Raw genomic sequence first — 13156 nt, forward strand, 5'->3', positions numbered from 1 at the left:
AAAAACCACGTGCGCGCAGCCTTTATCCTTTATGGGATCTCCCCAACCTCCGGAAGGGTTCTGCAGTGGCGCTCGTCGTACAGAAATACGGCGGATCCTCGGTGTCGGACGCCGAGCGGATCCGCCGTGTGGCCGAGCGCATCGTCGAGACGAAGAAGGCCGGCAACGACGTCGTCGTGGTCGTCTCGGCGATGGGCGACACCACCGACGAACTGCTCGACCTGGCCAAGCAGGTGTCCCCGGCGCCGCCGGCGCGGGAGCTCGACATGCTGCTGACCGCGGGTGAACGCATCTCCAACGCGCTGGTCGCCATGGCCATCGAGTCGCTGGGCGCCGAGGCCCGCAGCTTCACCGGCTCGCAGGCCGGCGTCGTCACCACGGGCACCCACGGCAACGCCAAGATCATCGACGTCACCCCCACCAGGCTGCGGGCCGCGCTCGACGAGGGCCAGATCGTGCTGGTGGCCGGCTTCCAGGGCGTCAGCCAGGACACCAAGGACGTCACCACGTTGGGCCGCGGCGGCTCGGACACCACCGCCGTCGCGGTGGCCGCCGCGCTGAAGGCCGACGTGTGCGAGATCTACACCGACGTCGACGGCATCTTCACCGCTGACCCGCGCATCGTTCCGAACGCCCGGCGGCTGGACACGGTCTCCTTCGAGGAGATGCTGGAGATGGCCGCCGCCGGAGCCAAGGTGCTGATGCTGCGCTGCGTCGAGTACGCGCGCCGTTTCGACCTGCCCATCCACGTCCGGTCGTCGTACTCCGACAATCCGGGCACCATCGTCAAAGGATCGATCGAGGACATCCCCATGGAAGACGCCATCCTCACCGGAGTAGCCCACGACCGCGGCGAAGCGAAGGTGACCGTCGTCGGGTTGCCCGACGTTCCCGGCTACGCCGCCCAGGTGTTCCGCGCGGTCGCCGACGCCGACGTCAACATCGACATGGTGCTGCAGAACATCTCGAAGGTCGAGGACGGCAAGACCGACATCACCTTCACCTGCTCGCGCGAAAGCGGGCCGGGCGCGGTGGAGAAGCTGACCGCGTTGCAGGACGAAATCGGTTTCACCCGTGTGCTTTACGACGACCACATCGGCAAGGTGTCGCTGATCGGCGCCGGGATGCGGTCGCACCCCGGTGTGACGGCGACGTTCTGTGAGGCGCTGGCCGACGCGGGCATCAACATCGATCTCATCTCCACCTCCGAGATCCGGATCTCGGTCCTGATCAAGGACACCGAGCTCGACAGGGCCGTCGAGGCGCTGCACGACGCATTCGGGCTCGGCGGCGACGAAGAGGCCGTGGTCTACGCGGGGACAGGGCGGTAGCTATGGTGCGCATAGGAGTCGTCGGCGCGACCGGTCAGGTCGGCCAGGTGATGCGAACCCTGTTGGCGGAGCGTGATTTTCCAGCCACCGGGGTACGGTTCTTCGCCTCGGCACGGTCGGCGGGAAAGAAGCTGGGGTTCCGCGGCCAGGAGATCGAGGTCGAGGACGCATCGACAGCCGACCCGTCCGGACTGGACATCGCGCTGTTCTCGGCCGGCGCGACGATGTCGCGGGTGCAGGCGCCGCGGTTCGCCGGCGCCGGCGCCGTGGTGATCGACAACTCGTCGGCGTGGCGCAAGGATCCCGACGTGCCGTTGGTGGTCTCCGAGGTCAACTTCGAACGCGACGCGGGTAATCGCCCCAAGGGCATCATCGCCAACCCGAACTGCACGACCATGGCCGCGATGCCGGTGCTCAAGCCGCTGCACGACGAGGCCGGGCTGACCCGTCTGATCGTGTCGAGCTACCAGGCGGTGTCCGGGAGCGGGCTGGCCGGGGTCGAGGAGCTCGCCGGGCAGGCGCGGGCGGTGATCGACGGGGTCGAGCAGCTGGTGCACGACGGTTCGGCGCTGCAGTTTCCGCCGCCGAACAAGTACGTGGCGCCGATCGCGTTCAACGTCGTCCCGTTGGCCGGGTCGCTGGTAGACGACGGTTCCGGTGAGACCGACGAGGACCAGAAGCTGCGCAACGAGAGCCGCAAGATCCTCGGCATCCCGGAGCTGGCCGTCAGTGGCACCTGCGTGCGGGTTCCGGTGTTCACCGGGCACTCGCTGTCGATCAATGCCGAGTTCTCCCAGCCGCTTTCGGTGGCGCGTGCCAAGGAGATTCTCGCCGGCGCTGCCGGCGTGACGCTGGTGGACGTGCCCACGCCGCTGGCCGCGGCGGGTGCGGACGACTCGCTGGTCGGCCGGATCCGCCGGGATCCCGGTGTGCCCGACGATCGGGGCCTTGCGCTGTTCGTCTCGGGTGACAACCTGCGAAAGGGTGCGGCGCTCAACACCATCCAGATCGCCGAACTGCTGGCCGCCCAGCTCTAGTCTTGCGCCGAAATTGCATTCCAGCAGGCCTCTTCTCGATCTTTGTCTGCTGGAATGCAATTTCGGCGATGCCGGGGGCCGCCAATGCGACGCCTGCTCCTGAGCTGCCGCCGTTGCTGCCCGGACAGGTGCTGCGACTCGGGCCCGCGGCCGGGACGGGAACCCCGACAGCCGACTACGGCATCGGCGCGACCGACCTGTGTGAGTTCATGGAGTTCCCGAGCGGGATCCTGCAGGTGTGCGGCGACAGCTTCGCGGGGCAGGGTGTCGGGTTCGGGGGCTGGTTCTCGCCGATCGCCCTGCACGTGGTCGGGGAGTCGCTCGACGATCCCGCCGGGGTGCGCTACGACGGGGTGACGGGCGTCGACACCCCGCTGCTGGCCGACCCGGCACCGGCGGGCGCGTCGCAGTTGCCCGCGGGGGTGATCGAGATCAACCGCGAGAACTGGATGATGGTGACGACCACCAAGGACCTGCGCCCGCAGACCTCGCGTCTCGTGAAAGCGGTTGCCGGGCAAGGCAACTGGGAAACCATCGTCGGATCGGAACGCGATGCCGGCTACGCAGGCGGCAGGCAGTCGCAGATCAGCGGCTACTACGACCCGATCCCCACGGCGGAGTCACCGCGCGGCTGGGTGTACATCGTGGCCAACAACTTCGATCGCAGCGGACCCGCCGTGCTCTACCGGGCCACGCCGGCATCGTTCACCGATCGGGCCACCTGGCAGGGGTGGACGGGTGTCGCGTGGGGTGGCGAGCCGGTGCCGCTGTGGCCCGACAGGGTCGGCGAGATGAGCGTGCGCCAGATCGACGGGCAGACCGTGCTGTCGTACTTCAATGCCACCACCGGGAACATGGAGATCCGGGTGGCCGCCGACCCGACGCAGCTGGGGACGGCGCCCGTCACCACCGTCGTCGTCGCGGCGCCGTGGCCGGACCGCGTGGAGGACCTGCCCCCGCCGCACGACAACCGGCTCGCCCAGCCGTACGGCGGCTACATCTCGCCGGGCTCCACCCCGGATGCGGTGCGGGTGTTCGTCAGCCAGTGGAACACCACGCCGCGGGGTGGTTCGCCGTACCGCGTCATCCAGTTCGCGGTGAACCCGATCAAGCCCGCTTGACGATGCGGGTGGGTGCATCGGGGTTTGACAAGGACGGGTGCAGGACATGATGGCGGTAGTGGAACCGCCGACGGAGTAGGAGAGGCCGATGACCGTTCTGTTCATCGCGGACAGGTCCAAGCGTGCGAGCGCGGGACTCTCGGGTCTGTCGATGGTGGCCGGCGAGGGCGTCGAGTACTCCAGCGATCCGCCTTTCCTCTTCAACCGCATGCCCGCCGAGGGCAGGAGGGTGGCTCTTGTCAGCGGTGGAGGCGCCGGCCACGAACCGATGCACGGCGGATTCGTCGGCCGCGGCGGTCTGGACGCGGCCTGTCCGGGCGAGATCTTCACCTCCCCGCACAACCGTCAGATCTATGCGGCGTGCGGGAAGGTCGCACTGCCCGACGGTGTGCTGCAGATCGTGAAGAACTACACCGGCGACGTTCTCAACTTCTCCATCGCGGCCGAGCGGCTGCGTGCCGACGGCATCCCGGTGGAACAGGTGCTCGTGGACGACGACTGGGGCTCGCGCGACGCGGGAAAGGTGGGCCGCCGGGGCACCGCAGCGACGGTGATCGTGGAGAAGATCCTCGGCGCCGCCGCCGATGCGGGACGGTCGCTGGCGGAGTTGGCCGAGCTCGGGCGTGACATCGTCGCCAGGTCACGCACGGTTGCGGTCGCATCCGAGGCCCACCGCAGCCCCGGTGACGGCGACCGTGCCTTCGAAGTGTCGCCGGGGTCGCTCGAGTTCGGGGTCGGCATCCACGGTGAACCGGCGCGGGAGAGCATCGAGGTGTCGGATCTCGACGGGCTGGTCGACAGGATGGTCGACGCGCTGACAGAGGACCTGTCGGCGCCTCACGGCGTCGTGGTGCTCGTCAACGGTCTCGGCGGCACCGGTCAGTTGGAACTGCTGCACTTCGGCGACGCCGCGGCCCGGGCGCTGGCGCACCGGGACCTCGCCGTGCGCAGTCTCGTCGCCGGCGCCTACTGCACGGCGCTGGACATGCGGGGCGTCAGCCTCACGGTCGTCGACGCCGATCCCGAATGGTTGGAGCACTGGTTCGCCGATCACGGCACTCCGGGACTGCCGCGCCCGAAGGCCTTCTGCTGGGCCAACGACGTAAGCGACGCCGGCGACGGCGGGGGCGTCACCGACGGAGCGTCACCGTGGTTGCACGAGTTCGCGGACCGGACCGAGCGCCTTCGCCACCGGTTCAATGCTCTCGATCAGGCGGCCGGCGACGGGGACTTCGGCGACAACCTCGCCGCGGGCGTGTCCCACGCCGTGCGGCGTGGAGACGTCGACGACGGCCTGGTGGCCGACCTCGGACACCTTGCGTCGGCGTTCCTCGACGATGTCGGTGGGTCCAGCGGCCCGCTGTTGGGATTGGTCTTCGACGGCGTCTACTCCCGCGCCGAAGACGCACGCGGCGACGGACTCGCGGGGGCGGTGCTCGCCGGTATCGGCGACGCATTGACCGCGGTGCAGCGGGCCGGCGGCGCCCAACGCGGCGACAGGACTCTGGTCGACGCCCTGGCTGCCGTCGTCGATGATGCCGAACGTCGCGGGGTCGAGGCGCTCGACGACGCGTCGGTGCTGGCCGCCATCGAGGCGGCCGCTTCCACCGCCGACATGGTTGCGGGCCGGGGGCGGGCAGCCTATGTGGGCGAACGCGCGATCGGCCATCCGGACGCCGGCGCGGTCGCCATCGCCTGGTTGTGCGCCACGCTGTGGCGGGCCGTCAACGGTGAGCGTTCCTCCTCGGTGGATGCGGCACTGGAGGATCTGCTCCCGGAGGAGTGATCCGTCAAGTCCTGGTTCTCGTCGGAGTGACGTGATCGGTGCGGAACACCGCAGAGCGCATAGCTGATTCACAGCTGGGACCTAACGTCAGCTGTGGATCGGGGTGAATCATCAGCGCCATGAGTGAAGCAACGCCGCCTCGAGAAGAGTCAGAACCCGTCACCGCGCCTGTCGGAACTCCGCCGCCGCCGGTCCCACCGCAGACGGTCTATGTCCAGCAGCCGTCCGGTCGCCTCAACAAGGCGGCCCTCTGGGTCGGCATCGTTGCCGGCTCGGTCTTCATCGTGGCGGCCATCTTCGGCGCCGGGGTCTTCGTCGGCAAGAACATCGGCGACGGGCCGCGCAATCACCACATCGGGGTGATGCACCACGGCCCGATGATGTCCCCGATGGGGCCGCAGGGCGGATTCCAGCGCGGACCCGGCTCTGCGGGGCCCTTCGGGCCGGGCGGGCCGGTGATGGAATCCCCGCGTCAGCCCGCAGGCCCCGCGGCCCCCACCGCGCCGCCGCGGCCCTGATCGTCTTCCCGGGATGGTTTGAGCGGCATCCGGGTACCCCGCCCCAGGAGGACGGCGGCCCAGCCCGGATGCCGCCCATCGTGAGGAGAAGACATGGCTGACAAGTTCACGACGACCGACGCCGGTGCGCCGATCCCCAGCCTCGAGCATTCACTGACCGTCGGTCCGGACGGCCCCATCCTGCTGCAGGACCATTACCTGATCGAGCAGATGGCCAACTTCAACCGCGAACGCATTCCGGAGCGTCAGCCCCACGCCAAGGGCGGCGGCGCGTTCGGGCAGTTCGAGGTGACCCAGGACGTCAGCGGCTACACAAAGGCGGCGTTCCTGCAGCCCGGCGCGAAAACCGATATGGTCGCCCGTTTTTCGACGGTGGCGGGGGAGCGGGGCAGCCCGGACACCTGGCGCGACCCGCGCGGTTTCGCGCTGAAGTTCTACACGTCCGAGGGCAACTTCGACATGGTCGGCAACAACACCCCGGTCTTCTTCATGCGGGACCCGATGAAGTTCCAGAACTTCATCCGCAGCCAGAAGCGGATGCAGGCCACCAACCTGCGCGACCACCATATGCAGTGGGATTTCTGGACGTTGTCACCGGAATCCGCGCACCAGGTCACCTGGTTGATGGGCGACCGCGGCATCCCGAAGACGTGGCGACACATGAACGGCTACTCCAGCCACACCTACAGCTGGCTCAACGCCGCTGACGAGCTGTTCTGGGTGAAGTACCACTTCAAGACCGATCAGGGCGTCGACTTTCTCACCCAGCAGGACGCCGACCGGCTGGCCGGCGAGGACGGCGACTACCACCAGCGCGACCTCTACACCGCCATCGAGGACGGCAACTTCCCGAGCTGGACGCTGCACGTACAGATCATGCCGTTCGAGGACGCCAAAACCTACCGCTTCAACCCGTTCGACCTGACGAAGGTGTGGCCGCACGGGGACTACCCGCTGCACGAGGTCGGCAGAATGACGTTGAACCGCAACGTCGTCGACTACCACGCACAGATGGAGCAGGCGGCCTTCGAGCCGAACAACATCGTGCCCGGCACCGGCCTGAGTCCGGACAAGATGCTTCTTGCTCGCGGGTTCTCCTACTCGGACGCGCACCGCGCGCGACTCGGCGTGAACTACAAGCAGATTCCCGTCAACGAGCCGCAGGTCGAGGTCAACGCGTACTCCAAGGACGGCGCCATGCGGATCCGCAACGTCACCGACCCCGTCTATGCGCCCAACTCGATGGGCGGTCCGCACGCCGACCCGAGGCGCGCCTCCGAAGTGCACTGGGCGTCCGACGGTGACATGGTCCGGCAGGCCTATGCGCTGCGTGCCGACGACGACGACTTCGGTCAGGCCGGAACCCTCGTCCGTGAGGTGCTCGATGACGAGGCTCGGGACCGGTTGGCGCACAACATCATCGGCCATGTCTCGAAGGGTGTGCGCGAGCCCGTGCTGTCGAGGGTGTTCGAGTACTGGCGCAATGTCGATGCCGACCTGGGCAAGAAGGTCGAGGAGGGCGTGCGTAACGGTGGCGGCTAGGGTTTCGCGTCAACCAGCGGTGGTCGTGGTGCGCAGGTAGGCGACCATCGCCACAGCGGCTTCCCTGATCAGTCGCGGATCGCCGTCGGGTTCTCTGCGGAAGGCGAAGCGCAGGAGATAGTCGAGGATCTCGATGGCCACCGAGCAGTGATAGACCTCGGTGCTCGCCGTCTCGGCCGGTGCCACCCTGCGCATCGCCTCCCACAGCTTGTTCGCGATATAGAGGTTGGCACGCTCGTCGGCGGCGACGGCGACAGGTGAGAGGTGGCCGTTGAGCCACAGTTCGCGCACGGCCGGCGTTCGGTAGTAGTCGCTGTAGACCGAGATGGCCCGCCGGGCGACCTCTTCCCAGTTCGCGTACTCATCCTCCGCGAACTCGTCTGCCATCTGCGTCGACTTCTCCATATAGCTGAGCGCGAGAGTCTCCATCGCCATCTCGGGGTTGGTGAAGTAGGCGTAGAACGCACCTTTGCTGACCTCTGCGTGCTCGACAAGCAGCATCGGCGATTCCACGGCTCGCTCGTATCCCACGGTGGCGAGCAGATTCTCGGCAGCGTCGAGAATGCGCTGCACCGTCTGTCGGCTGCGCCGTTGGGCGGGCAGCCTGCGCATGGTCTCGGCCATGAAACCCGACTCTAGTCGGATTTACCCACTCGTTACCCACCGACCCGTCCTCGAAACAGACTTCAGTTCAGACTCGAGTCGTAATTGGCGGGTCGTGCGACCCGTATGAACTTCGCCGAGGAGCGTCTGTGACCGAACTCAACCACCTGCCGCCGACTGCCAGCCCCGATGAGATCACCGCCTGTATGCGGCGCGACGGCTACGTGATCATCGACAATCTGGTCGGTCCCGAGACGATGGACCGCATCAACGATGAGTTGACGCCGTACGTCGAGACCACCGCGTACGGTAACGACAACTTCCTCGGACTACGCACCCGCCGCACCGGTTCGCTGATCGCCCGGTCCGAAACGTCGCGTGGTCTCGTCGCGCATCCGACGATTCTCGCTGTGGCAGGTGACTACCTCAGTCACGCGTCGGCATTCCAGCTCCATCTGACCCAGGTCATCTCGATCGGGCCGGGCTCACCGGCCCAGGCGATCCACCGCGACGAACTGGCCTGGGACTTCTTCCATTTCCCTGCCGACTACCAGGTGCAGTGCAACACGTTGTGGGCGATGAGCGACTACACCGCGGAGATGGGAGCCACCCGGGTGGTCCCGGGTAGTCACCTATTGGGCCCGGACGAGAAGTTCAGCCAGGAGGAATCGCTTCCCGCCGAGATGGAGAAGGGATCGGTGCTGCTCTACAACGGGAAGATCTATCACGGCGGTGGCGCGAACACCACCGAGGACAAGATCCGGCAGGCGCTCAACATCACGTACGCGGTCGGGTGGGTGCGACAGGAGGAGAACCAGTACCTGTCCACACCGATCGAAGTCGCCAGGACCCTCGACGACGATCTGCTCAAACTGATGGGTTACCAGTTGGGCTGCTTCGCCATCGGATACGTGGGCGATGTGAAGGACCCGATGTCGGTGATCCGCGACGACGCCACGGGGATGCTGTCGATCGACGCCATGCAGGACGCCGTCGAGCGAGCCGGCTCAGCCAACACGCTGATGAACCTCATCACCGACACGGCAGGGCATCGCGCGTGACCAGGGCCGAGACAGGCAGCGACACAGACGATCTCGCACACGACAGTGTCACCCTGGCCGAAGCGACGTTCGTCTCGATCGCCACGATGGCGCCGGGCGTGGGTGCCGCGTTCGCGGTCATCGGTGGTGCTGCGTTCGCCGGCGGCGCCCTACCGGCCTCCGTGGTGTTCGCGTTGTTCGGCTGTGTGTGCGTCGCCGTGGCGATCGGTCAGTTGGCCAAACGTGTGACGTCAGCGGCGGGGATGCCGTCCTACCTGGCCGCAGCCTTTCACGGCGGGGCCGGCTTTCTGTCGGGTTGGGGCACCCTGCTCGTCTACGCCGCTGCGCTGCCCTATCTCGCACTGTTGGTCGGCAACCTGGTCGGCGGCGCCATCGGCGGCGCGCTCGGCCTCGGATACACGGCGTGGTGGATCATCGGTGCGCTGGGCTGCATCGCCTTGGCACTGGTGATGAACTACCTTGGCGCACAGTTCGGTACGCGGGTCGGGATGATGCTCGGCGCGCTGGAGATCGTCGTCATGCTGGTGCTCTCGATATGGATGATCGTCGCCGCCGGCGAGCGCAACACGTTGTCGGTGTTCTGGACCACGCACGCGACCGTGGACGGATTCGCCGGCATCAGCGGCATCATCGCCGGCGCGGTGTACGCGTTTCTGGCCTTCATCGGCTTCGATGCCGCGGCGCCCCTCGCCGAGGAGGCCAAGGACCCCAAACATACGATCAAGTGGGCGGTTATCGGATCCGTGGTGCTGGTGGGGATCTTCTTCGTCATCACCACCTATGCCTCTGCGGTCTACTTCGGTCCCGGGAGCTACTCGGACTTTCTGTCCTACGGTGACGGCGATCCGTGGATGGAAATCACCCGCACCTTCTGGGGAATCGGCTGGGTGATCCTGCTGATCACCCTGCTCAGTTCCGGACTGGCGTCGGCCAACGGCGCCGGTATGGCCGCCACCCGGGTGGCGTGGGCACTGGGCCGGGCCGGCACCCTGCCGCGGGCACTGAAACACACTCATGCCCGGTTCCGGTCACCCGTCGTGGCCATCGCGGTGATCTTCACCGCAGCCACCGCGGTCACACTCGCCGTCGGCCTGAGCTACGGGCCGGTCACCGGCTTCATGGTCACCGGGACCGTGCTGACCGTCGGCGTGCTGCCGATCTACATGGCGGTGTGCGTAGCCTGCCCGGTGTACTACCTGCGCTTCCGGCGTTCGGAATTCCGGGTGCTGACACATCTGGTGGTGCCGATGGTGGGGCTGGCGTTCCTGTTCCCGACGTTCTGCGCCGGAGCGGGCATCACGGCATTCAGTTTCGTTGCGCCACTGTCCTATCCGCTCAACATGGCCGGGTACTTCGTGGCGGCCTGGTGGGTGATCGGGATCGTGGCGCTCGCGGTGATCGCGGTCCGTCACCCGCAACGCCTGGACCCGAGCCGAATCCTCGCGGCGCCGTCGATCGACGAGGAGTTGGCTGAACTACCCGATGGTACGAACGACAAGGAGGAGGCCCTGCTGTGAGCGCCCAAGCCGAAGTGAACGCCAACAGCATCGACCGCGGTATCCCGGACATCGGCTACGTGGACAAGGAGGTGTTCGAGGACATCGGCATCGTACAGACTGCCGTTGCGGGTGACACCGTCTACGTCTCGGGCATCGCGCCGCTCACCGGTGGTGCCGAATTGAGCCTCGTGGCAACGACCTTCGAGGATCAGCTGCGGTTCGTCCTCGAGGTGCTCGACCGTTCGCTGCAATCCGTCGGGGCCAACCGCTGCGATCTGGTGGCGTGGACCGTCTACACCACGGACATGGCTGCCCTGACGGCATGCGCGCCGCTTCTCAAGGACTGGGTCGGCGTGCATCCACCGACGAGCACCTGGGTCACCGTGTCCGGATTCATCCATCCCGAGCAGCAACTCGAGCTGACCGCCATCGCCGTGCGTTGACCACGGCGGGTCGGGATTCCGATCGCGGCCCTAGCGGCCGGTCGGATTCTGACCCGGGTACGGCAGCAGCGCCATCTCGCGGGCGGTCTTGACGGCCGTGGTGACCTGGCGCTGCTGCTGTACGGTCAGGCCGGTCACCGACCGCGAGCGGATCTTGCCGCGCTCGGAGATGAACTGCCGCAGTGTCGAGGTGTCCTTGTAGTCGACGCGCTCGATCCCCAGGCTCTTCAACAGGTTTCGGCGCTTCTTGGCCGGTGCGGCCTCGCGCCGCCGCGCCGTCACCAGCTCGACTTCCGGACGCCGGGCAGCTGGCCCTGGTGAGCGAGTTCGCGGACCCGTACCCGCGACAGCCCGAACTTGCGCAGATGGCCGCGTGGTCGGCCGTCGACGGAGTCGCGGTTGCGGACCCGCACGGGGCTCGCGTCGCGGGGCTGGCGGTTGAGCTCCGACTGCGCCGCCACCCGAGCCTCGGGCGTCGTCGACGGCGACTTGATGATCGCCTTCAACTCGGCCCTGCGCTCGGCGTGGCGGGCCACGATCTCGCGGCGCCGCTCGTTCTGCACGATCTTGGACTTCTTGGCCATCAGCGCTCCTCGCGGAAGTCGACGTGCCGCCGTACCACCGGGTCGTACTTGCGCAGCGTGATCCGGTCGGGGTCGTTTCTGCGGTTCTTGCGGGTGATGTAGGTGTATCCGGTGCCCGCCGTGGAGCGCAGCTTCACCAGCGGACGAATCTCGTTGCGTGCCATCAGATCTTCTGCCCTTCCCGGCGGAGGCGGGCCACCACCGATTCGATGCCGTCGCGGTCGATGACCTTGATGCCCTTGGCGCTGACCCGCAGCGTCACCCGGCGCCCCTCGGACGGCAGGTAATAGGTCTTGGTCTGGATGTTGGGGTTCCACCGGCGGCGGGTGCGGCGATGCGAATGCGACACCGCATTACCGAAACCCGGCGCTCGGCCGGTGACCTGGCAGTGCGCGGACACGACACTCCTCCTTATTGGAAATCGTTTTCGACAAGCGACTGCCGAGACTGTAGCGTGAACGCCGTCCTATTGGAAATCATTCCCATTAAGGGGGCATTGCCGATGCGCACTCCAGTCGTGGTCGTGGCCGGACAGAGCGACACCGACGGCATCACCGGTGTCCTCCTGGACGGTGCCGGAACGGTTCTGGTGGAGCACCGGTTCGACGGGCACGTGGTGCACCGCAGCACGACAGTGGTGCAGGGCGGGCTGCTCGACACCGCAGACGAGGTGCTGGAGCTGACGAACTGCTGCCTGTCCTGCACCGTGCGCGAGGACCTGCTCTCGCACCTGCGCCGGCTGCACCGCAGACCCGACGTCAAACGCATCGCCGTGCGGCTCGGTCCGTGGATGGAACCCGAACAGGTCTGCTTCGCCATCACCCGGTCGCCCGCGGCACGCGACGTGGCGATCGCGGCCGTCGTCACCGCCGTCGACACCTCGACGTGGTTGCGCCAGGCGCTCGGCGACGACGAACTCGACGACGGACGGACCGTCGCCCAGGTGGTCGTCGGCCAGGTCGAGTTCGCCGACGTCGTCGTCCTCACCGGCCCCGACCCCGACGTCGTTGCCGTCACCCGCAGGCTGGCGCCCAGGGCTCGCGTCGCCGTCGGCGCGCAACGGCTCGGCGTCGCGCTCGCCGATCTGGACCCCGATGCGCGCCGCGGCCGCAGCGACGATCCACACGCCTCGCTGTTGTCCGGTCAACCCCCGCTCGAGGCGGCAGGACCGGTCCGCCTTGTCGAATTCCAATCCCGCCGCCCGTTTCATCCCCTGCGCCTGCACGCCGCCGTCGATCTGCTGCTGGACGGCGTGATCCGCAGCCGGGGCCGGTTGTGGCTGGCCAACCGTCCGGGCCATGCCCTGTGGCTGGAGACGGCCGGCGGCGGACTGCGTGTCACGCGGACGGGAAAGTGGCTGGCCGCCATGACTTCCCGTGAGATCGCCTACGTCGGACCGGAGCGGCGGGCGATGGCGGACCTGATCTGGGGGTATCCGCACGGAGATCGGCACACGTCGATGACGGTCCTGGTGTGCGGGGCCGAACCGGCCGACATCATCGATGCGTTGCAGGGCGCGCTGCTCACCGACGCCGAGATGCAGCGCCCGCAGGACTGGGGCCGCTACGAGGACCCGTTCCACGACACGCTCGAAGGGGATGCCGACGAGGCCCGGCTGGCATGATCGGGTG

General features: G+C 67.5%; 15 protein-coding genes. 10 read left to right on the plus strand and 5 right to left on the minus strand.

Annotation, left to right across the window (positions count from 1 at the left end):
• The first annotated feature begins 65 nt into the window (after window positions 1-65).
• The 6 genes from BN976_RS25115 to BN976_RS25140 all read left to right on the plus strand — a co-directional run bounded on the left by BN976_RS25115 (window position 66) and on the right by BN976_RS25140 (window position 7335).
• A complete protein-coding gene (locus tag BN976_RS25115) occupies window positions 66-1331 on the plus strand; it encodes an aspartate kinase (protein WP_011782623.1) in 1266 nt (421 codons plus the stop codon).
• Between the two features lie 2 nt (window positions 1332-1333).
• Window positions 1334-2368, plus strand: a complete 1035-nt coding sequence (locus BN976_RS25120; RefSeq protein ID WP_011782622.1) for an aspartate-semialdehyde dehydrogenase — start codon at window positions 1334-1336, stop codon at window positions 2366-2368.
• Window positions 2369-2436: 68 nt separating this feature from the next.
• A complete protein-coding gene (locus tag BN976_RS25125) occupies window positions 2437-3489 on the plus strand; it encodes a DUF4185 domain-containing protein (RefSeq protein ID WP_051558554.1) in 1053 nt (350 codons plus the stop codon).
• A gap of 88 nt (window positions 3490-3577) precedes the next feature.
• A complete protein-coding gene (locus BN976_RS33315; RefSeq protein ID WP_051558555.1) occupies window positions 3578-5275 on the plus strand; it encodes a dihydroxyacetone kinase subunit DhaK in 1698 nt (565 codons plus the stop codon).
• Between the two features lie 119 nt (window positions 5276-5394).
• Window positions 5395-5793 carry a hypothetical protein gene (locus tag BN976_RS25135; RefSeq protein WP_036375104.1) on the plus strand — a complete coding sequence of 133 codons (399 nt, stop codon included), beginning with the start codon at window positions 5395-5397 and terminating at the stop codon, window positions 5791-5793.
• A gap of 93 nt (window positions 5794-5886) precedes the next feature.
• Window positions 5887-7335, plus strand: a complete 1449-nt coding sequence (locus BN976_RS25140) for a catalase (protein WP_036375107.1) — start codon at window positions 5887-5889, stop codon at window positions 7333-7335.
• 9 nt (window positions 7336-7344) lie between these two features.
• On the opposite strand, the gene BN976_RS25145 is transcribed toward BN976_RS25140, so the two are convergent.
• Window positions 7345-7959, minus strand: a complete 615-nt coding sequence (locus tag BN976_RS25145) for a TetR/AcrR family transcriptional regulator (RefSeq protein WP_036375111.1) — start codon at window positions 7957-7959, stop codon at window positions 7345-7347.
• 128 nt (window positions 7960-8087) lie between these two features.
• Here BN976_RS25145 and BN976_RS25150 point away from each other — a divergent pair, with 128 nt between their 5' ends.
• The 3 genes from BN976_RS25150 to BN976_RS25160 are packed head-to-tail and all read left to right on the plus strand — an operon-like array spanning window position 8088 to window position 10941.
• Complete coding sequence (locus tag BN976_RS25150; protein WP_199559009.1) at window positions 8088-8999, plus strand: phytanoyl-CoA dioxygenase family protein; 912 nt, start codon at window positions 8088-8090, stop codon at window positions 8997-8999.
• Complete coding sequence (locus BN976_RS25155; protein ID WP_051558556.1) at window positions 8996-10516, plus strand: APC family permease; 1521 nt, start codon at window positions 8996-8998, stop codon at window positions 10514-10516. Before BN976_RS25150 ends, BN976_RS25155 begins: the two co-directional genes overlap by 4 nt.
• The gene (locus tag BN976_RS25160; RefSeq protein WP_051558557.1) at window positions 10513-10941 is read left to right on the plus strand and encodes a RidA family protein; all 429 of its coding nucleotides are present in this window, start codon (window positions 10513-10515) and stop codon (window positions 10939-10941) included. The genes BN976_RS25155 and BN976_RS25160 overlap by 4 nt, the downstream gene beginning before the upstream one ends.
• Window positions 10942-10971: 30 nt before the next feature.
• On the opposite strand, the gene rpsR is transcribed toward BN976_RS25160, so the two are convergent.
• The 4 genes from rpsR to rpmB are packed head-to-tail and all read right to left on the minus strand — an operon-like array spanning window position 10972 to window position 11925.
• Complete coding sequence (gene rpsR / locus BN976_RS25165; RefSeq protein ID WP_011782616.1) at window positions 10972-11223, minus strand: 30S ribosomal protein S18; 252 nt, start codon at window positions 11221-11223, stop codon at window positions 10972-10974.
• Window positions 11220-11525 (minus strand): 30S ribosomal protein S14, encoded by a 306-nt coding sequence (gene rpsN / locus BN976_RS25170; RefSeq protein WP_011782615.1) that lies wholly within the window; start codon window positions 11523-11525, stop codon window positions 11220-11222. Before rpsN ends, rpsR begins: the two co-directional genes overlap by 4 nt.
• Window positions 11525-11689, minus strand: a complete 165-nt coding sequence (gene rpmG / locus BN976_RS25175) for a 50S ribosomal protein L33 (RefSeq protein ID WP_011782614.1) — start codon at window positions 11687-11689, stop codon at window positions 11525-11527. The genes rpsN and rpmG overlap by 1 nt, the downstream gene beginning before the upstream one ends.
• Complete coding sequence (gene rpmB, locus BN976_RS25180; protein ID WP_036375114.1) at window positions 11689-11925, minus strand: 50S ribosomal protein L28; 237 nt, start codon at window positions 11923-11925, stop codon at window positions 11689-11691. Before rpmB ends, rpmG begins: the two co-directional genes overlap by 1 nt.
• 102 nt (window positions 11926-12027) lie before the next feature.
• On the opposite strand from rpmB, the gene mrf reads away from it, so the two are divergent.
• Window positions 12028-13149 carry a ribosome hibernation factor-recruiting GTPase MRF gene (gene mrf, locus BN976_RS25185; RefSeq protein WP_036375117.1) on the plus strand — a complete coding sequence of 374 codons (1122 nt, stop codon included), beginning with the start codon at window positions 12028-12030 and terminating at the stop codon, window positions 13147-13149.
• Window positions 13150-13156: the final 7 nt, after the last annotated feature.

Origin of the sequence: Mycolicibacterium austroafricanum, assembly GCF_000612725.1 — a bacterium.
Classification (GTDB): domain Bacteria; phylum Actinomycetota; class Actinomycetes; order Mycobacteriales; family Mycobacteriaceae; genus Mycobacterium; species Mycobacterium austroafricanum.

Bases quoted from the DNA above. Each gene is read 5' to 3' on its own strand.
- BN976_RS25140 (WP_036375107.1), top strand. From the start codon at position 5,887: ATGGCTGACAAGTTCACGACGACCGACGCCGGTGCGCCGATCCCCAGC.
- BN976_RS25145 (WP_036375111.1), bottom strand. From the start codon at position 7,959: ATGGCCGAGACCATGCGCAGGCTGCCCGCCCAACGGCGCAGCCGACAG.
- rpmG (WP_011782614.1), bottom strand. From the start codon at position 11,689: ATGGCACGCAACGAGATTCGTCCGCTGGTGAAGCTGCGCTCCACGGCG.
- mrf (WP_036375117.1), top strand. From the start codon at position 12,028: ATGCGCACTCCAGTCGTGGTCGTGGCCGGACAGAGCGACACCGACGGC.
- rpsN (WP_011782615.1), bottom strand. From the start codon at position 11,525: ATGGCCAAGAAGTCCAAGATCGTGCAGAACGAGCGGCGCCGCGAGATC.
- BN976_RS25135 (WP_036375104.1), top strand. From the start codon at position 5,395: ATGAGTGAAGCAACGCCGCCTCGAGAAGAGTCAGAACCCGTCACCGCG.
- BN976_RS25120 (WP_011782622.1), top strand. From the start codon at position 1,334: ATGGTGCGCATAGGAGTCGTCGGCGCGACCGGTCAGGTCGGCCAGGTG.
- BN976_RS25125 (WP_051558554.1), top strand. From the start codon at position 2,437: ATGCCGGGGGCCGCCAATGCGACGCCTGCTCCTGAGCTGCCGCCGTTG.
- BN976_RS33315 (WP_051558555.1), top strand. From the start codon at position 3,578: ATGACCGTTCTGTTCATCGCGGACAGGTCCAAGCGTGCGAGCGCGGGA.